Genomic DNA, 20,349 nt, shown 5'->3' with positions numbered 1-20,349 from the left:
AGAACATTTTAAAGTCCGAGCTCCGACCACCTTGCTTCGACCTTCTTCACCGTCTCCGGGTCGAGTTCCACGGGTATCGGCTTCTCCTTCCATTCATAGGGAATGGTCGCGTCCATAATGATCCTCCCCGTTATGTCCCTGGATTCTATGGGAAGCGAAGGATCAAGAGGTGTTGAGCGACCCCGTTTGATGATCTGGCAGCGGTTCGGCTGGAACCGGAAGCTCAGCGCGTACAACACTCTGGGGATGTCCCAGGGATCTATGTCCTCATCAACGACAATCACCGTCTTCAACCCGTAGGCCCCCATCTCTGTGGAGATCGCGGCCGTCCCGACCTGGTCGGCGTGCCCGGGGTACATCTGCTTCATCGATATGATGGCGAGAAACCGTCCCGAGCCTTCCGGAGGGCAGTATACAGCCTTTATGCCGGGGATCTTCATATCCGTCAATTGCTGCCAGAGGGTAGCCCCGTAGGTAAGGGCCATCGTCATGTGAGTGTCCGTGACGGCACGCCCCACGGTGGTCCCCCAGAAAACGGGGTTGTTCCGGTATGTCACACATGTCACCTGCTCAAAGTTCCGTTTGTCCGTCCCCACACCGGAGTAGTAGCCGGTGTACTCTCCGAAGGGACCCTCCTCCATGAAGGTCTCGGGATCCACGAAGCCTTCGATGACGATCTCCGCCGTCGCGGGAATAGGGAGATCGACCGTTTCGCCCCGCACCACCTCTATGGGTCCGCCCCGCACGGCCCCGGCGAAGTCATATTCGCTCAAGAAGGCGGAAAGGCGCGCCGCTCCGGTGAGAAAGAGCAATGGGTCACAACCCACGATAGACGCAACGGGCATGGGTTTCTTCAGGGCGGCATATTTCTTCAACATGATATCGGAATGTTTCCCCTTGATGAACTGGGTACCTATCTTGTCCCTGGCAAGAAGCTGGGCCCGGTACGTCCCCAGGTTGACCCAACCCGAATCCGGATCCTTGGTGATAAAGAAGTGGGCGGTACCCATAAACCTTCCCCCGTCCCTGGGGTAGTAGTGGGGTGCCGGGAACTTGAAAAGATCGATGTCGTCCCCTTTCATAATATTCTCTTTGCAGGGCGCCTGCGACCTGTCCACGAACTTCGGGGGCACCAGCGTCTTCCCCTTCTCCACCCAGTAGCGCATGAGATCCACCAGGCTCGATTCCAAAGGCGCGCCCATGATCAGGGCAAGTCTCTGCGTCGTCGTGCAAACGCTGGTTATGACGGGTGAAGTGTAGCCCTTGACATTCTCGAAGAGAAGCGCCGGTCCGCTCTTTTCTTCGTTCAGCTTGGCAATGTGGGAAAGCTCGAGGTTCCAGTCCACCTCTGCCTTTACTCTCCTGAGCTGACCCACCTCTTCGGCATCATGGATAAAATCTCTCATGTCCTTCATCGGTGCCCCTCCTGATCGTATTTCTTAAATCATCGAAAGATAATGAAATGATGTCAAATACATATAAATTATGTTGCACATAAGAAAAACTTATGTATACTTGTTCCTATAGCCTTAAACAGAGGTTGCCGCCCGCAACGAGCAGACATCAGGAACTGACGTTGCGAACAACATTTCCCATACCATCGGCCCTTGGAGCAATCCCGGACGGGCGGACATTCATCGATCGACTGAGCGTTGACAAATGCTTTTCTTCTGCCTTGCGGCAGGAGAAGCAGGGTGGTGGCCATGAACCTCAACCAGTTGAGAATATTCTATGAGTCGGCCCGACAGCACAGCTTCACCAGGGCCGCGGAACATCTTTGCGTCAGTCAGCCCGCTGTCTCCTCCCAGATCAAACAGTTGGAGGCTATAACACGCCTCAGGCTCTTCACCAGGGTTGGGGGGAGGACCTACCTGACTGAAGCGGGTCAAATGCTTTTCGATTACGCTCAAAAGATCTTTCAGCTCGAGAATGAGGCCGAACAAGTCCTCGACAGGATAAGAAAGGTGCAGACAGGCACCTTGCACATCGGGACGACAAAAACATACGCGCGCTTCCTCATGCCCAACTACATCTCCATGTTCCACGCCCTTCATCCGGGCATAAGCATCCACCTGGGAGAAGGAAGTTCGAGGGAAATGATGCAAAGCCTTCTTCATATGAAGAACGAACTTGCCATCGTGGCCAGCGACCGGGATCCCAGGTTCCTCAACAGCATCACCTTCCGGAAAGAGAACATCCTTCTCGTCATCTCACCTGAGCATCCGTTGGCCAAAATGGAAACCGTCACTCTCAAGGAAGTCTCCAGGGTCCCCCTCATCATGAGGGAGGAGGGGTCCGGGACAAGAAGGATCGTCATGGAAGCGTTCAGGAATAAGGGGCTTGTGCCAACCGTGCTCTACGAAGCAAGCAACCTCGAATTCACCAAGGAATTGATCGGGAGGGGAGAAGGCGCCTCGTTCATCGTCGAACCCGTCGTGCAGAAAGAACTGGCGCAGGGGTTGCTGAAAAAATTGACAGTAAGTGATGTTAAGCTTTCGATGGATGCCTACATCGTCTTCCTCAACAGGAATGACCTGTCGAGGATCGCAACCTCTTTTATCGACATGCTCGTCAACAGGCCGGACCAGGCCGTTCATTGACCACGGCAATGCAAGGACCAGACATTCTTCTTTAGACCCCGTTATCTATTGTCATGGTTGCCGCAAACGGGAACCCTTCTCTCATTTTGACATCCCGAAAAGCTGTGTGATATCCTTCACTGCAATAGTTCACTCTAAACAGAGGCATGTGGGGATCCATGCCAGTCCGAGCAGGACCGCCACCAACACACAGGTTTACACGTGAAGCCATCCACGACAGACAATAGAACAACCGACACCATTTCCCAGATCATCACCGTCCGGTCCTCGGCCGGCTCGGGCAAGACATACAGCCTGGCACAACATTACCTGAGTGTCCTCCTTACCGCCGCCCTGGCGGACGCCACCCTCCCCACGCGCATGGCGAACATTGTCGCCATCACCTTCACCAACAAGGCGGCGCAGGAGATGCGCACCCGCATCCTCGACTGGATGAAGCGCATCATCCTCGACCTGACCTTCGCCAACTCATCTCTCAAGCCGCTTGATACGGTCATGAAAGGGATAACGACGGTCCTGCCTGACGCCCCCCTCCCGGGGGAGGCCGGGGACACCGCCCGGACAGGGGAACTTACGGACAGAGCCGTCAAGCTCAGGGATTACCTCATGAGCGACATGGACCGGCGGTTCACGGAGCTGCTCAAGGACTTCGGTCACTTCAACGTCGGCACCATCGACAGTTTCGTAAGCCTCACACTGAAGGCCTCCGCGATGCAGCTCAACCTGCCGCCGGACTTCGAGGTATCCACGGAAACGAAAGAGCTCATCGATCTCGCTCTCAGGGAGTGCCTGCAGAGGACGGCGGAGGATGGACGCGCACAGGCCATCTTCGACGCCTTTCTCGATAGCTATATAGAACTCGAGGGTGACCGCGCGGGCTGGGTCCCCCGGGAGCTCCTCGGAACCGCGATCTCGTCCCTCTGGAATGAAGAGACCAAGGAGAACAGGGAGTTCATCATGCCCTCCGGGGGAGCGCGTGGCGGTGTAGCCGACCTGCGCCAAAAGATGGCTGACAGCGCGTCCCGACTCCTTGCGGCGCTCGCGGCCGACACCGGTGTGAAACCTCTCTCCCACCTGCTCACCGCCCTTGAAAGATGTGCCGATCCGCGGGAAAACCCTCTTTCGCAGAGCGTGTACTTCCAGCGCCCCCTGGAGGATTGCATGAGGAAGGGGAGCGGCCTGCCCGGCCCCGCGGAGAAGGATCTCTGGAACACGGTGGTCAATCTGCGCCGGCTCTACGCGGGGGCACTGGCGGCCTCGAAGTACGTCCCTTACCTCCAGGTCTACAGTTTTTTCAAGGAGGTGTTCCAGCGGGAGGTCACGTACTACAGGCGTGTCATCCCCATCGAGGAGCTGAACCGCCTGCTTCAGGACATAGTCAGCCGCAGGGATTTTGTTCCCGAGATCTACTACACCCTGTCGGAACGGTACATTCACTTCCTTCTCGACGAATTCCAGGATACGAGCCTCCTGCAATGGAAGAACATCGAGGTCCTGGCGGAGGAGGCCCTGAGCCGCGGCGGAAGCCTTTTCCTCGTGGGCGACAGGAAACAGGCGATATACCGCTGGCGCGGAGGGCGGCCCGAGCTCGTCGATGAGATAGCCGAACGATACCGGGACCACTATCGCGTGGGGGAGCTCCACCTCGACACGAACTACCGCAGCCTGGAGCACATCGTCACCTTTAACAACGAGGTCTTCGACGCGGAAAACCTTGCGGTCCTCGCCGGAGTTGTCCTCGCGGGACACCCCCCGGAAACCGTCAAGGAGGTGGTGAAGCCGTACCGGACATCGCGTCAGCTCTTCCTGGAGGCAAAGAAAGGCGGGGGGTTCGTATCCATCGAACAGATCACGGCCGACGGAGATGACGAGAACGGCCAGGATGTCTTCACCGGGGATGAGGCCCGTGAACTCGTGGAGGAGAAGCTTAAAGCCCTTGTCCGTGAAATAATGGCACGGGGCGTCTTTCGCCAGAGCGACCTCGCCGTGCTGGTGAGGACGCGGGAAGAGGCCGGCGCCGTCGTGGCCGTCCTCCTGTCCATGGGGCTCAGCGTTGAGTCGGAGCACACCGTCAGTATCAGGAACAACGCCCTTATCCGGGAGGTCATCTCTTTTCTCAAGTTCCTGGACAAACCCGATGACAACCTTTCCTTCGCGTCCTTCATAACGGGACGGATATTCACAGCCAGGACCGGCTCCGGAACGGGCCCGATGTCCGCGTGGCTCTCGGAAAGATGTCTTGCTGACCGGGGCCAATTCCTGTACCTCCTGTTCAAGTCCGATCACGGGGCCATCTTCGAGAAGGAATTCGCGGGTTTTCTTTCCCGCGTCGGCTATATGCCCCTCTACGACCTCCTGGTGAACTTCTACAGGCACTGGGAGGTTCTTGCCCGTTTCCCCGACGATGTGCCCTATCTCCTGCATCTCCTGGAACTGGTCAGGGAAAGGGAGCGCTCCGGGAACGGCAGCCTTGCCGGTTTCATCGACTTCCTGGAAGAGGGATCCCGGAGAACACCATACGGCAATTCCGATAGCGAAAAGGCCTTCCTCCTGCGTACCCCTGATTCGCTCAATGCCGTGAGGGTACTCACCATACACAAGGCGAAGGGGCTCCAGTTCCCCGTTGTCATACTTCCCTTCGTGACCCTGACGTCCTTCTCCGCGTCATCGGGCAGGGACAAGCAGCGGTGTTTCCAATCCGGTGATGACGGTCTCAGGCTCTTCTACCTGAAAAAGGAGTACACCGGGGTCTCACCCGAGCTTGCCGCCCTGTACAGCAATAAGGAACGGGAGTATCTCGCCGACGAGCTCAATAACCTCTATGTCGCCTTCACGCGTGCCGAGGAGGAACTGTATATCCTTCTCACCGACAGGAAAAGACAGAAGAACCACCTCATCGACCACATCTTTGGAATGAAGGCCTTCCGGTCCGCCGCGAAGGACGGGGTGATCGTCCTGGGGCGGGCAAGGATGACAGCTAGAGGGGACGAAGATGCCGCCTCACCGGGGTCCGGTTCTCCGGCTTCTTTCAGCGATTTCACCGGCGAGCCGGCGTGGGCCGTGAAGCTCAAGGGGAGCATCTCCGACCCGGGGCACCTGTCACGGCACGCGGTCAGGGCGCGAAAGAAAGGTAATGCCATACACCGGGCCCTCTCCTGGATCGGGTTTTTGCCCATCGGCGATGAGACCATTGAAGCCTTTGCCAGGACCGCCGCGGTCCATGAAGGCATACCCGACGCTGCCCAGGAGGTCGGGCGGTCGCTGAAGGCCTTCTTTGCAAACGATCGTTTCCGGCCCTTCTTCGAGACCGGACCGGACGTCTCCTTTTTCAACGAGAGGGAGATAGTGGACGGGAACGGCAACACCTTCAAAATGGACCGGATCATCCTAAGGCCCGGCCTGGTGGAGGTGATCGATTACAAGACCGGGGAGATCCGCTCCGACACCCATGTTGGCCAGGTGAGCCGTTACGGCAGGCTCCTCTCCGAGGTATATCCAGACCGGGACGTGAGAGGCTTCCTTCTGTACCTCGATGACGGGGAGGTCGTCAGGATATGAGCAGTGTGCTGCGCTCCATACCCTTCGCCTCGGACATCATCGAAGAGATCGCCAGCATCATCGGGACCGATGTCTCAAGCGGCGAAGACAGGGTCATCGTGTTTCCGGGGAAGCGCCCTTCCCTTTATCTCAAGGCCAGACTGGCAGCCATGAAGGGCCCGAGGACCTTCTTCCCTCCCCGTTGCTTCTCCCTGGAAGAGTTCATCGGCGAGATAGCCCGGAGGCGGAACCCCGGGTTCGCCGACATCGATCAGAGCGACGCTGTCTTTATCCTCTTCGGCCTGATACGGTCCCTCAGGGTCTTCGACCGCCACGCCTTCGCCAGGAAGGAATTTGGTGATTTCCTGCACTGGGGAAGACACCTCCTCAGTTTCATCGACAGGCTCGATATGGAGGGGATCGACAACAGCGCCCTCGTCAACGTGGAGAGGAACGCGTCCATCGGCTACGATGTGCCTCAAAGCATCAACGAACTCCTGTCCAACATCTCTCTGCTCAGGAGAGAATTCCACCGCGTTCTGGCCGATGGCCGGTGGTTCACGAGGGGTACAAAACGCATAGCAGCGGTTGAAGAGACAGGTGAGCGTGTCCCCGATGACCTTCGCCGGGTGGTCTTCGCCGGGCTCTTCGGCCTCACGGGGGGGGAGAGACACGTGCTCAGGTCCTTCTGGGACGCCGGGCAGGCCACGGTTCTCCTCTCCGGCGACCCGGAGGACTGGCCGGTGCTCAAGGACCTCGTGGGGCATCTCAAGGCAAAGGTGGAATACGGGCACGCCGCTGAAGGCGGCCGTCCGGCGGTCAGCCTTCACGCTGGCCACGACACGCACGCAGAGGTCCTCGAGGCATACCGCATCCTCCAGGAAGCGCCCCGAAAAAAGACCGCCATCGTCCTTCCCGAGGCTGATCCCCTCTTCCCGCTCCTCAGTTTCGTCGCCGACAGGACCGAACTGCGGTGCAACATCTCCCTTGGCTACCCCGTGGACAGGACACCCATCTTTGATCTCACGCGCGCCATCCTCGCCGCACGGGTCGAGAGAAGGACCGACGGACAATACCCCTCGCCGCGATATCTCGCCGTGGTCCTCCATCCCTTCATAAAGAACCTGGAATCCGACTCGGGTCTCAGGAGCCTCCTCGTGCACGTGGAGCGCTCCCTGTCGGACGAGACCGGAAAAGGCCTGCTGGCGGGCCGGTCGCTTGTGAGCCTCGGAGATATAGAGAAGGCCGCGGCGGCCTTCATATCTTCTTCGGGACAGGAGGGACATTTCGAAGCGCTCCTTGAGGTGCACCGGCTCTTCTTCCGGAATTTCGAGAACGTCACCACCGTGGGAGACGTCGCTGTGGCTTTGGAGGAGGCCCTGGAAGCGATAATCTTTAAGACGGACGTGCGCTCCTACGTACTCTCAGGGACGATCTTCGAGAGCATCTTCGGGGCCCTGGGCTCTCTGAAAGCCTCCCTCTTCAGTTCCCTGCCCCTGTCCGGCGAGCCGGCTGAGAACGCGCGCGCCATTTGTGACCTCACCCTTCATCACCTGGAAGGCACGGCCTTGCCCTTCGACACGCACCCCGTGGAGGAGCTCGAGATCATCGGCATGCTCGAATCGAGGAACATATCTTTCGATAGGGTCATCATCCTCGATGTCAACGAGGGCGTCCTGCCGGGGCCGAGGGAGGTAAGCCCCGTGATCCCTGCCGGTGTCTTCGAAACGCTGGGCATCCCGCCCCCCGAATTCACGGAGGCTATATACAGGTACAATTTCTACCGCCTCGTGGGAAGCGCCGGGGAGGTCCATCTCATATACCGCAACTCCGATGACAGGTCGAGAAGCAGGTACATTGAGGAGATCCTCTGGGAAGAGGAGAAGAGGCAGAGACGGCTGGATGTCATTCCCGTTCGGCAGGAACCGGTCCCCGTCAACCTGAGAAGACAGGCATCCTCCCCCGTCATCGAAAAAACCCGGACCGTGCTTCGCGCCCTCACGAACAGCGTTCTGTCGCCGAGTGCCATCGACACCTACGTGCGATGCCCTCTGCTCTTCTATTTCACGCGCCTCATGGGCCTCGAGGAACGCAGGGTCTTCTCCGGCGACATAGAGGCGACGGACCGCGGCACCATCATTCACCGCATCCTCAGCGACACCTTCAGCCCCTACCTCGGACTCACCCTGACCAGAAAGAGCGAGGACGGCCTCCGGGAAAGCCTGCAGAGGGCGCTGGAAAAGAATTTCAAAGACATTCCGGGGTCGGGAGACTACTATCTCTTCCAGCGCATAGCCTCGTACAAGCTGGATTCCTTCCTGAGACGCCACATGAGGACCTTGAACGAACCCGTGGCCATAGAATGCCTGGAGGAGGGTTTCAGAAAACGCCTGGAGATACGGGGCTCCGCCGTCTCTCTCTACGGACGCATCGACCGCGTCGACCGCGACATCACGTCCGCCAGGTACACCGTCTTCGACTACAAGACGGGCACAACGAGACAGTATCCGCCAAGGATCATGGAAAAAGCGGATTTTGGCGACATCCGGTCCATCCACGATCACGTTCCCTCATTCCAGCTGCCCATCTATATCCACATCTTCTCGGCGGAGAGGAACATACCCGTCGAGAGGGTTGACGCCGCACTGATACTGCTCGGCAACAATACCGACGAGGTCTTTCTGAAGGGAAAGGACGAAAAGGAGAACATACGCCTTTTCGACGCTTACACTTCAGGCATCGAAACGGTGATAAGTCACATGCTCGACCCGGACAACCCCTTCGAGGCCTTCGACACCGACCGCTGCGCGGACTGCACGGCAAGAAACCTGTGTCACATGTAAAAGCGGTTCCAGGGATAGAAGACCGTTTTAGGTTTTAGGTTTTAGGTTTTACGTTTTAAGCTAAAAGCAGGAACAACCCCGGACCCTGAAACGGTCTTCGCGGTCTTCACTTCCTTGAACCTTGAACGGTCTTCATGTTATAAACAGACATGTTCGTTGATTCTCACTGCCATCTTGAGATGGAGGATTTTGACAGGGACCTGGATGTTGTCGTCAGGAACTGTGTCGACGAGGGGCTTGAGTATGTCCTCACCGTCGGGACGGAGGAATCTTATTTCGGAAAGGTGCGAGGACTCATCGAGAGGTATCCTTTCATCTACGGGGCCATCGGCATCCACCCTCATAACGCGAAGGACTTCAGCGAAAGGACCGAGGACGTCATCCGCGAGGCGGCGAGGCATCCCAGGATAGTGGGTTACGGGGAGGTCGGCCTCGATTTCTTCAAGAACCACTCGCCCCGCGAGGTCCAGGAGAAGGTCTTCATCAGGCAGCTCGGTCTGGCACAGGAACTCGGACTGCCCATCATCGTCCACTCTCGCGAGTCGAAGGAGCGGACCCTCGACATCCTGAAGAAGGAGTACCCTTCGGGTTACGGGGTGATCCACTGCTACTCCTACGACGTGCCGGCCGCCCGTCAGTTCCTGGACATGGGATTTTTCATCTCCATCCCCGGAACGGTCACATACAAGACCGCCGGAGGCTTGAGGGACGTCGTGCGTTTCGTTCCCGTCGACCGGCTCCTTGCCGAGACCGACGCACCTTTCCTGTCACCCGTACCGCACCGGGGAAAACGGAACATCCCCTCCCATGTAAAGATAACCATCGAGGCCATGGCGAAGGAGCGCGGCGTTAAGACCGGTGAACTGGCGCCACTCCTGCGAGATAATTTCGTCAGCCTCTTTCTCAGGGATCCACGAAAGGACAGATCATGAAACCCGCCATAATCATCGTTGACATGCTGGAAGGCAACTACACCAAACCCATCACGGGCATCAAGGAAGAAGAGAAGATCGTCCCCGTCGTCCGGGACTTCCTCAAGATCGTCCGGGGCCTCGATATCCCCGTCATCTTTGCCTGCGACAGCTTCCTGGAAAATGATTTCATCTTCGAAGGCCGCATGAAACCCCACGCTATCCGGGGAACGGAAGGGACGAAACCGCTTTCCGAGCTGGAACCCCAGCCGTCGGACATCGTCCTCGACAAACGGCGATTCAGCGCCTTCTTTAAGACAGACCTCGACCAGACGCTCCGGACCCTTGGCGTCGACACCGTGGCGGTGGGAGGGATCAACACCCATTTCTGTGTGCTCGCCACCGCCCTCGATGCCATATGCAACGACTTCGCGACCATCATCCTCGAGGACATGAGCGCCGCTTACAAGAGAGAGATCCATGAGAATTTCCTCGACGCCTACCGCAAGAACGTGCTGTATCCCATCTTCCGCGTAATGAGCTCCAATGAGCTCATCGAGGAGCTCAAAAGAGACATGCGATGAGAGGGAAGAAGCAGGACATCTATATCGGGGGAAGACCCCCGGCGCGCAGGAAACTCATCCGCACTCCCTACATCGTTGTCCTGGTGGTCATAGTTGCAGCGGCGGCCGGCTTTTTCGCCTACCGCTACGCCAGGCTGGCGAGGCCCCCGAAGACGGTGGTCGTAGCGGAAGTGAACGAGCTCAAGATCTATTATCCTTCCCCGGCGGCAAAGCTGAGCCTGAAAGCCGTCCCCGTCAAGAACACGCTCACCGACAGGGAAAAGGCCGATGCCATCATGTCGGCCCTCAAGACGGGCAAGGTCCTTCCCGACACCCTCTCCCTTACCGATTTCGCGGCCGACATGGAGGGAACGGTGATACTCAACTTCACGCCCGACATAGCCCTTCTGAAACTCGATCCGCTGATGGAGATACAGACGGTCTATGCCATCGTCAACTCCTTTCTTGCAAACTTCACGAAGGCGAAGGACGTTCAGCTCCTCGCCGCGGGCCAGGCCATCTTTACCATAGGCGGGACCGTCTACACCTACAAACCGATAGAGTTCAACTCTCAGATGTTGGAGGATTAAATGATCGACCCAAGAATGATCCGCGAGAACATAGAGGCGGTGAATGCCGCGCTGGCGAAAAGGCAGGCCTCATTCGATGCCGGCAGGCTCGTCGAGCTCGACGGGGAGCGCCGCAGGCTTATCCAGGAAACGGAGAAGTTGAAGAACGAGAAGAACACCCTCTCCAACGAGATAGCGAAACTGAGGAAGTCCGGTGCCGATGCCGCCGATAAGATAGAGTACCAGCGCTCGCTGGGCAGGAGGATCGAGGAGACAGGGAACGGTCTCAAGGCCGTTGAAGAGGAATGGGAGCAGCTTCTCCTCGTCATTCCCAACATACCGGACCCCTCGGTTCCCCTGGGGTCGACGGACGAGGATAACACGGTCGTCAAGACCTGGGGTCAGAAGCCTTCCTTCGCCTTCACACCGAAGGCCCACTGGGACCTCGGCGAGGGCCTCGACATACTCGATTTCAAGCGTGCCGCCAAGATCACCGGTTCGCGTTTCACCCTCTACAAGGGCCCGGGGGCACTCCTCGAGCGGGCCCTTATCAACTTCATGCTCGACCTCCACGTCGGGGAGCACGGATATACCGAAGTGCTGCCTCCCTTCATGGTCAACCGCGCCTCGATGACGGGCACGGGCCAGTTGCCCAAGTTCGAGGAAGAGCTCTTCCACCTCGAGGGGGTGGACTACTTCCTCATACCCACCGCCGAGGTACCCGTGACCAACATCCATGCCGACGAGATACTCAAGGAAGAGGAACTCCCCGTCAAGTATGTCTCGTACACCCCCTGTTTCCGCAAGGAAGCGGGGGCCCACGGGAAGGACACCCGGGGGCTTACGCGCCAGCACCAGTTCAACAAGGTGGAGCTCGTCAAGTTCGCCCACCCCGACAACTCCTTCGACGAGCTGGAGGGCCTCCTGCTCGATGCCGAGGACGTTCTCAAGAAGCTCAATATCCATTACCGTGTCAGCGCCCTGTGCACAGGAGACCTCGGGTTCTCCTCGGCCAAGACCTACGACATCGAGGTCTGGCTCCCCGGGCAGGACATCTACCGTGAGATATCCTCATGCAGCTGCTTCACCGACTTCCAGGCCCGCCGGGCGAAGATCCGCTTCCGCAGGCAGGGAGGAAAGACGGAGCTCGTCCACACCCTGAACGGCTCCGGCCTCGCCATAGGCAGGACGGTCATGGCCGTCATGGAGAACTACCAGAACGCAGACGGCACAATAACCATCCCCGAGGCCTTACGACCGTACATGCACGGCGCGGAGAAAATAGGATAGGAAGACGGTTCAAGGGTTCAAGGGTTCAGGCTCTGAGGAGTTCGTTGATCCTTTTCGTGATGAGCGGGTCTTCTTCGATCTCTTTGATCTCGGCGAGGATGTTGTGGGAGTTGTCGCCGAAGAGGGTTTGGAGAAAGCTGAGGGCTCGGAGCTTCACGTCCCTGTCCCCTATCTCCTTCAGGGTATTCATGATGGCGATGATGGCCCTCTTCTTGCCCGTCTGGCTGATGCCTTGAATGACAAGGTCCTTGATCTCCAGGACGTCCTCTTCCTTGAGGTGCAACAGCAAGGGGTTGATCATATCCTTATCGTTGATCTCCACGAGGATGCTGATGGCATCCTTTCTCTTCTCCACGTCTTCACTGTAGAGAAGCTTCAGGATGGGTTGGATGTCGATGCCCCGTTCCGACCTGTTCGCGGTTTCGAAAAGGACCCTCCAATCCCTTCCCCGCGCGATGAGACTTGCGAGGGTGACACCCATTTCTTCCTTCGACATAACGATCCGGTCCTGCCATCTTTCCGCGAGGTCCAGGGTCTCGTCATCAAGAAAGGTCTCGTTTACAATAAAATTGCCGAGGCTGTTACGAAGCATCTTCTTCTCCTCGAACCGGCCGAGATCGAGGATGCGCCAGAGCGGTTCCCTGAGAACCCTGTTGGCGAGAACATAATAGGAAATTCCCTGGTACTCGGCCTCCCGGAGGATCCCGCGTTCTTTCAGGGAGGACACGAGAGGCATGATCCCCTCGTGGGGAATCGCCGTCTCGCCGTGAATGTCGTCAACATCGTACCTTTTCATGATAGGGCCGGCGGCGTCCACAAAGACCGACATGATAAGGGCAAGGTCGCCGTCATTCTCGATCCCCTGTAAAGCCTCCCGCACGAAACTATCCGTCTCGGTCGCGCTCCTCGGGAGATCTTCATCGAGGGGAAGGGTCCGTGCGTGGCCTTCTATCCTCCGCGGGTTTGCCGGCCTGTGCCCGTAGGATGTCCTCTCGAAGGCCTTCAGCTCATAGAGAGAGGATATCTGCATACCCTGGAACACGCGGTACCAGTCAAAGAATGTCTCCTTCTCACCACAAAGCACAAAGTAGGCCCCCGGCTCCCCGAGCATGAACTCGACAAAGCGCACCAGCTTTTCCCGTTCTCCTTGTTCCATGAAAACGATCTTTTCCAGGCCGTCGATGATGAAAAAGCACGGCCCCCTTTTGAGGAGTGTCTTGCTCAGTGAAGTTATGTCGAGGTCGTCCACCCGCGGGATCCTGTGGCGCTTTCCTATCACATCGCGCAATTCCTTTGTCGGCTGCGACCAGAGCTCGCAGTAATAGACGTTTTCGTGTACAGTGGTGAGCTGCGGCAGGACAAAGTACGTGAGCAGTGTGGTCTTGCCCGCCGACACCTCGCCCGCCACCACAACGGAACGCTCGTTAAAGAGCCTGTCGAGGACGATGGACGCCTCATCCCAGCGCTGCACGGGCACACCCTCGAATTCGAAGTATGGCGAGACCTTCGGTATCCTGAAGACGTCGCGTTCGTAATAGAAGTTGCTGGTGATGATCCACACGATCTCGCGGTACTGGAATCCGAGTTTCCCGTTGACGTGGTTCTTGAACCTTACGAACATGCTTTCCACGTACCGTTTCACACTCTCGAGCATGTGCGCTTCATAAGGGACCCTGCTGTTGTACTCTATGGAAATGATCCCCTCCCGGCTGTCGACATCGAGCACCGCCTCTCCCGGCCTCAAGGCCAGTTCGTGGTCACTGTACCTCTTCAAGCGGTTGTGGGACAGATCGGTAAAGAAAACGTCCACGAGGAGATGGGCGAAGTTGAAAAGGTACTCAAAGACCTTCATGTTCCGTATTATGGCCTTGGAGGTGTTATCCGTTATCTCCGTCTCAAGGGGGACCTTCTTGACGAGATGCGCATAGCTCAGGGCATTGATGGCCTCCACGGCACCCTCCGGGATCTCGAGGCGCCGCGCCAGCTCGTAGTTCATGAAGACGCCCTTCACATCCATGTCCCGGGCGTTGAGTATGTTCCCGTTGAGCGGCCAGTCGAACTCCTTCATCAGGGAAACATCGTGGAGGTAGATCGTCCCGAGGAGGGCGAAGATCTCGCCCGAGAACATCTCTTCCGTGCGGTCCTTGGGGTCCGGGATGAGTTTCTCGATGATGCCCTTCAAGGTTTCCACGTGCTCCGCGATGGGAGCGTCTATCCGCGGGAAGACCTTTTTCTCGCAATAGCTCCTGAGGTCGAGGAACCTGCGGTAGAGCTTGAGTTCCCTCTCCTTCTCCTTCAGGACCTCTTCCAGCTTCGCCTTCACGCAATCTCCCCCGGCCGCACGAGTCTGCAGCAGATCGTCCGCATTACATCTTTCCTGGGTGTCTGAACGGCAACGTTACCGTTAACGGATCTTTTGGCGCCATGCATAGAGAATCGGGCTCGCCACGAAGATCGAAGAGTAAGTGCCCACAATGAGGCCAAGAAAAAGCGCGAAGGCGAAATCGAAGAGCACTTCCCCGCCGAAGATCATAATGGCGGCTAGACTGATAAGGGTACTGATACCCGTGACGATCGTCCTGGAAAGGACCTCGTTGATGCTCGCGTTGATGATACTGCCAAAATCCTCGCGGGATTTCATCTTGCCCGAGTTCTCCCTGATGCGGTCAAAGACAACGACCGTGTCCTGGAGGGAATATCCCGCTATGGTCAAAAGAGCTGTGATGATGAGGAGATTGAACTCCTTGTTGAGGAAGTAGAAAACCCCCGCTATAACGAGAACATCGTGGAAGGTGGCGATGGTCGCCGCGATGCCCGATAGGAAGGTAAACCTCCAGGCAATGTAGATGATGATCCCGAGCAGGGCCAGAACGATGGCGATGATGGCGTATTTCTTCAGCGACTGGCCTACGCCGGGACCGACCATGTTGCTTCCCAGCATTTCGAATTTGGCGCCCTTCAACTGCGTCGACAGGATGGAGGTTATCTTCGTTGTGAGGGACTCCTTCTCCGTGTCCGAAAGCTTCGTCTTGATGAAAAAATCCCGCGTTCCGCTGACCTCCTGGATCTGCACATCGTCAATACCGCCCTTCTCCAGGGCGGACCTCAGGTCGCCGATATTGACCTTCTCGGCGAACCTCACCTGCACGTTCGTGCCGCCCGTGAAGTCGATGCTGAGGTTGGCCTTGCCGAGAGAGATCATGATAAAAGAGAATATCCCCACGGCCACGAGTATCGCCGATATGGCAAATGCCTTCTTCCTTAGCGAGATGAAATCTATTTTCGTATCTTTAATGAGCTCCATCATGGGCGCCGCCTCATATACTCAGTGTTCTGGGTTTGAATTTCACGAGTATCCAGTCGAAGATGGTCTTCGATCCGAACACCGCGGTAAAGAGATTTATGATCATGCCGAAGATCAGGGTTATCGCGAAACCCTTTATCGGCCCTGTTCCGAATATGAAGAGGACGGCCGCCGTGATGAGCGTGGTGATGTGGGAGTCGAATATCGCCACCCACGCCTTGGCGTAGCCCCCGTCAACCGCCGCCCGGACCGTCTTCCCCAACCGCAGCTCTTCGCGTATCCTCTCGAAGATGAGGACATTGGAATCGACGCCCATGCCGATGGTGAGCGCGATACCTGCTATGCCGGGCAGGGTCATCGTGGCCTTGAAGGCGCTGAACACACCGAGCAGATATATGAGGTTAAGTCCAAGGGCGATATTGGCGATGATGCCCGAATACCGGTAGTAGACGATCATGAATATGACAACGAAGAGGGTCGCGAGGAGCGTGGCCAGCATGCCCTTATTGATCGAGTCCTGACCGAGCGTCGGACCGATGGTGATGTTCTGCACCACCTTCACCGGCGCCGGGAGGGCGCCCGCCCGAAGCACGATGGCAAGATCCTTTGCCTCATTGAGCGTGAAGCCGCCGGTGATGGACGCCTTGCCGCCGGAGATCCTCTCGCGGATCTGCGGTGCCGAATAGACGGTGTTGTCAAGGACTATGGCAAGTCTCCTGTTCACGTTCTCCGCCGTCACCTTGTCGAAGATCCTCCCGCCTTCGCTGTTGAATTCGAGGCCCACCGATATCTCGCTGCCGATATCCCCGCTGCCCATGTGGACCCGTGCGTCCGTCAAAAGCTCGCCCGTCAGGACGGCCTGTTTCTTCAGAACGATGGGGGCTGTGGTCTCAATACCCGTCTCCTTGTTCTTGGACCTGATCTTGAGGACTTCGCTGCCCGCGGGTATTGCCCCGGTCTCGCCGCCCTGTCTCATGGCCTCTTCGTCGACGAGCTTGAATTCCAGCTGTGCCGTTCTGCCTATGAGCTCGAGCGCCCTGTCGGGGTCCTTCACGCCCGGGAGCTGCACCAGTATCTGGTTCTCTCCCTGTTTCACGATCACAGGCTCCGACACACCGAACTGGTCGATCCTGTTGCGTATCGTCTCCAGGGCCTGGTTGACGGCGTTCTCCTTGATCGAGGCAAGCTCTTTCTCGGGCAGAAGGAACTCGATATTCAAAAGATCCCCTTCCGCCTTCGCCGTGCCGGCCTTGAGGTCCGGGAACTTGTTCCCCACAACATTGAAGAGCTTCTCTTTCTGGTCGGGCCTGATAGAGACGTGAATGCTGCTCCCTTTTCTGTCTATGCCGAGGAACCTCACGCCGTCGGAGATCATGCCGTCCTTGAGGGCGCTCACCCGCCGGTCGGTTATGTTGTCCATGAGCTTTGTCGTATCGAGCTCGAGGAGCAGGTGCATGCCGCCTTTCAGGTCAAGCCCGAGGTGGATCTTATCGCTGGGAAGGTATTTCTTCCAGACGCCCTCGAGCTCCACAACATTGGGAAGGCAGTAAACGATGGAAACGACGAGGAAAACAGCAATGAGAATGAATCTCAGTTTCAGTGACTTGATCACGTATTAACCTCATTCGGTTGGATTCGGCAAAATTCCAGCTCAAAAAGTACAACCAAATTACAGCCATACACCCTGTTTGTCAAGACAAATTTCACGAACAGGCAACGCCCTGCGAGGTACTTCCGGGACCAATCTGCCCCCGCCTTCCCATCCCCCCCCAAACCCCCTTGAACCCTTGAACCCTTGAACTCTTGAACCTTCTTTGGCCTTGAACACCGTTCTATGCGTCCAGCACTTCCCGGATCTTCCTCATCAGTTCCTGTTGAATGATGGGCTTCGAGATGAAGTGTACCCCTTCCTCCCGCACGCCCTTCCTGTGGATGATGTCCGCGGTATAGCCGCTCATGAAGATGGCCTTGACGCCGGGCCTCATCCTTTCGGCGTTGTCATAGAACGCCTTCCCGCTCATCCCCGGCATGACGACATCGAGAAGGAGCAGGTCGACAGAGTCCCCGCGGTCTTCGAAGATGCGCAGGGCCTCCTCTCCGTCCCGGGCTTCGATGACCTCGTAGCCGCGCTCCGTAAGGACCATCCCGATGAATCTCCGCACCATTTCGTCATCTTCGGCAAGGAGGATCGTCTCCGTCCCGTCGGTGAGTCCCGTCGATATGGAGGGATCCACATCGACCGCGGCCGCGTGAGCGCCTTTGATGAGAGGAAGATGGACGGAAAAGACGGTCCCTATTCCCGGTTTGCTCCGAACATGGACATGCCCGGAGTGCTGGGTAACGATCCCGTAGACGATCGAGAGCCCGAGGCCCGTCCCCTGCCCCACCCCCTTTGTGGTGAAGAAAGGCTCGAAGATGCGCTCCACGATCTCCTCCGGTATGCCCGTCCCCGAGTCGCTCACCGTGAGAAGGGCATAGCTCCCGGGCTCCATGCCCGCGTCCTCCCCTCCGGAGTCCCTCCCGACGGTAACGACCGATGTCTCTATCAACAGGAGACCACCGCCCGGCATCGCGTCCCGGGCGTTCGTCGCCAGGTTCATCAGCACCTGCCCTATCTGCCCGGAGTCGGCAAGGACCACCGTCTCCTCCGGGCGGTAACGGCACCTCAGCTCCACGTCCTCACCGATCATTCTCCGCAGAAGCCCCTCCATGTTCCTGACGGCATCGTTGAGATCGATCTCCCGGGGAGCTATTACCTGCTTCCTGCCGAAGGCAAGAAGGCCCTGTGTGAGCGCGGCGGCCTTCTGCCCGGCGTGAAGTATGGAATCCACGTATGTCCTCTCGGGGCTCTCCGCGCTGAGGCTCATCTGCAGGACACTGCCATAGCCGATGATGGCCGTCAGGATATTGTTGAAATCGTGGGCGACACCCGCTGCGAGCTGTCCCACGGCCTCCATCTTCCGGGACTGCAGAAGCTGGACTTCCATGGCCTTCCATTCCGTTATGTCAAGGATCGACGCGATGGTCTTCCTGGAGTCAGGCAAGAGACCCACCGTGAGATGCACCTCAAGCGTCCTGCCGGACCTGTCGACGGCCTTGACGTCGTAACCGCTCGGAATGCCGTCACCGCTCATCCTCCGAAGGGCATGGTACTCCTTCAGCTGCTCCACGAAGTCGGGGTGGATGAATTCCGTCCAGGACCTCTTGCCGATCACCTCATCGAGATCGTATCCCGAGAGGCGGGCAAACTCGGCGTTCGCGAGAGAGATCGTGGAATCCTCTTCGATAATGATGCTCGCATTGCCCGTGTTCTCGAAGATGGCACGGTAGCGTTTCTCCGATTCGCCGAGGGCTTGCTCGAACCTTTCACGCTGTTCCAGCTCCCGCGTCAACTCCGCGTTCACCCTGACGAGCTCCTCCGTGCGCTTCCGCACCAGTTCGGCCAGGTGCTGGCGGTGCGCGGTCAGTTCCGTGTCCCTTTCCTCTATCTTTTGAAGCATATCATTGAAACCCCGCGCGAGGTCACCTATCTCGTCCTTCCCCGCCGCATCTGCCCTCAACTCGTACTGCTGCCTGTCGGCGATGGTCTTCATCATCCCGAGGAGCCTGGTCATGGGGTCGGTAACCATCCGCTGGAGGTAAAGAGAAAGGTAGTATCCGATGACGAGGGACGCGATGACGGCAAGGGCCAGGATCCCGATGTTCCGATAGAGGTTCCCATAGAGCCTCGTCAGGTCGCGGAGAAGATAAACAGATCCTACCCGTTCACTGTCCAGCGTTACGGCACGAGAGAACCACGCCTCCGAGAGACCGAAGCCGTACCCGCTCCCAAGTCCCCTCCCCCGGCGAATCTCGCCGGGCGACGCGTCGCGCCTGTACTCGGCCTGCATGGCCCCAGCCTTGTCGATGATAGCGGCGTACCGGACATCGGGAAACGCCTGAAGGACCCTCAGGGTCTCCTCGGCGTCCTTCTGATCGCGGAAGACGAGGGACGCCGCACTGTTCTTCGCCAGACCTTCCATGAGCCCTTCCGAATCGGATATGAAGGTCTTCCGCGCGGACAGCACCTCGTTGACGGTAATGATCGTCCCGACAAAAGCCAGGATGGCTATCGTGGAAATGAGATGGATAAGAATGAGCTTGCGCTTCAGGGGCAGATTCCTGAAAAGAGCCATTGCCCGGGAGCGCAGGTCCCTGCTCCTACTCACCGTCCACCACCCTTCCCAGCTTAAGGAGTTGGGAGCTGACCGTGATGCGGGAGCTTTGTATCGACCTGAGATTGATCTCGAACTTCACCTTGCTTGCCTCTATGTAGAAATTCACCATGACCCCTTCCTGCGCATAACCCTCCGTGTCTCCCACGGTCAGGAGGTCCATACCCCTGACCGCGTCGAGAATGGTATGGATGCGCCGTCTCTCCGATGAGCAGATGAAAAGCACGTGGCAGTCGCCGAGGGAACGTAAGGACGCCGGCCTTCTGACCTCCAGGGTCCGTCCCCGCACCGTCATGCCTTCCACGATCCGCATACTCTCTCCGAAGGGGTCCGAACCGTAAATGCACATCCTGTATTCCCGGACCGGGGAAGGCCATTCGACGAACTTGAAGAAGTTCGCCATGAACACCGCCTTCACGTCGTATTCGCCGAACTCCCGGACTTGGGCGTGAAGGGAATCCGGCTGGACCGTAAGTGCGAATCCCCAAAGGACCGCTATGATCAACAGGGTCTTCATC

The 20,349-nt window shown here is 57.8% G+C and carries 13 protein-coding genes; 7 read left to right on the top strand and 6 right to left on the bottom strand.

The features are described 5' to 3' along the window. Positions 1 to 8 precede the first annotated feature (8 nt). Positions 9 to 1,415: a phenylphosphate carboxylase subunit beta gene (gene ppcB, locus GXX82_08765; GenBank protein NLT23124.1), complete on the bottom strand. Its 1,407-nt coding sequence runs from the start codon at positions 1,413 to 1,415 to the stop codon at positions 9 to 11. Between the two features lie 282 nt (positions 1,416 to 1,697). Here ppcB and GXX82_08760 point away from each other — a divergent pair, with 282 nt between their 5' ends. The 7 genes from GXX82_08760 (at position 1,698) to serS (ending at position 12,313) form a co-directional block, all read left to right on the top strand. Then, positions 1,698 to 2,600, top strand: a complete 903-nt coding sequence (locus tag GXX82_08760) for a LysR family transcriptional regulator (protein NLT23123.1) — start codon at positions 1,698 to 1,700, stop codon at positions 2,598 to 2,600. A gap of 201 nt (positions 2,601 to 2,801) precedes the next feature. Next, positions 2,802 to 6,158 (top strand): UvrD-helicase domain-containing protein, encoded by a 3,357-nt coding sequence (locus tag GXX82_08755; GenBank protein ID NLT23122.1) that lies wholly within the window; start codon positions 2,802 to 2,804, stop codon positions 6,156 to 6,158. Further along, a complete protein-coding gene (locus GXX82_08750; GenBank protein NLT23121.1) occupies positions 6,155 to 8,980 on the top strand; it encodes a hypothetical protein in 2,826 nt (941 codons plus the stop codon). Before GXX82_08755 ends, GXX82_08750 begins: the two co-directional genes overlap by 4 nt. Positions 8,981 to 9,129: 149 nt before the next feature. Continuing rightward, complete coding sequence (locus GXX82_08745; protein ID NLT23120.1) at positions 9,130 to 9,912, top strand: TatD family hydrolase; 783 nt, start codon at positions 9,130 to 9,132, stop codon at positions 9,910 to 9,912. Further along, positions 9,909 to 10,475 carry a cysteine hydrolase gene (locus tag GXX82_08740; protein NLT23119.1) on the top strand — a complete coding sequence of 189 codons (567 nt, stop codon included), beginning with the start codon at positions 9,909 to 9,911 and terminating at the stop codon, positions 10,473 to 10,475. The genes GXX82_08745 and GXX82_08740 overlap by 4 nt, the downstream gene beginning before the upstream one ends. Further along, complete coding sequence (locus tag GXX82_08735) at positions 10,472 to 11,044, top strand: GerMN domain-containing protein (protein ID NLT23118.1); 573 nt, start codon at positions 10,472 to 10,474, stop codon at positions 11,042 to 11,044. Before GXX82_08740 ends, GXX82_08735 begins: the two co-directional genes overlap by 4 nt. Then, a complete protein-coding gene (gene serS / locus GXX82_08730; protein NLT23117.1) occupies positions 11,045 to 12,313 on the top strand; it encodes a serine--tRNA ligase in 1,269 nt (422 codons plus the stop codon). Between the two features lie 25 nt (positions 12,314 to 12,338). Here serS and GXX82_08725 read toward each other — a convergent pair whose 3' ends face one another. The 5 genes from GXX82_08725 to GXX82_08705 all read right to left on the bottom strand — a co-directional run bounded on the left by GXX82_08725 (position 12,339) and on the right by GXX82_08705 (position 20,348). Further along, positions 12,339 to 14,636 carry a hypothetical protein gene (locus GXX82_08725; GenBank protein NLT23116.1) on the bottom strand — a complete coding sequence of 766 codons (2,298 nt, stop codon included), beginning with the start codon at positions 14,634 to 14,636 and terminating at the stop codon, positions 12,339 to 12,341. A gap of 81 nt (positions 14,637 to 14,717) precedes the next feature. Continuing rightward, on the bottom strand, positions 14,718 to 15,617 hold the full coding sequence (gene secF / locus GXX82_08720) for a protein translocase subunit SecF (protein ID NLT23115.1): 900 nt from the start codon (positions 15,615 to 15,617) through the stop codon (positions 14,718 to 14,720). Positions 15,618 to 15,630: 13 nt separating this feature from the next. Next, complete coding sequence (gene secD / locus GXX82_08715; GenBank protein ID NLT23114.1) at positions 15,631 to 17,229, bottom strand: protein translocase subunit SecD; 1,599 nt, start codon at positions 17,227 to 17,229, stop codon at positions 15,631 to 15,633. Positions 17,230 to 17,449: 220 nt separating this feature from the next. Further along, positions 17,450 to 19,825: a PAS domain S-box protein gene (locus tag GXX82_08710; protein ID NLT23113.1), complete on the bottom strand. Its 2,376-nt coding sequence runs from the start codon at positions 19,823 to 19,825 to the stop codon at positions 17,450 to 17,452. Continuing rightward, entirely contained in the window at positions 19,818 to 20,348 is a 531-nt protein-coding gene (locus GXX82_08705) for a YfiR family protein (GenBank protein NLT23112.1), read from the bottom strand. The genes GXX82_08710 and GXX82_08705 overlap by 8 nt, the downstream gene beginning before the upstream one ends. Position 20,349 lies beyond the last annotated feature (1 nt).

Origin of the sequence: Syntrophorhabdus sp., assembly GCA_012719415.1 — a bacterium.
Classification (GTDB): Bacteria; Desulfobacterota; Syntrophorhabdia; order Syntrophorhabdales; family Syntrophorhabdaceae; genus Delta-02.
This window is presented reverse-complemented; position numbering and strand designations above follow the sequence as displayed.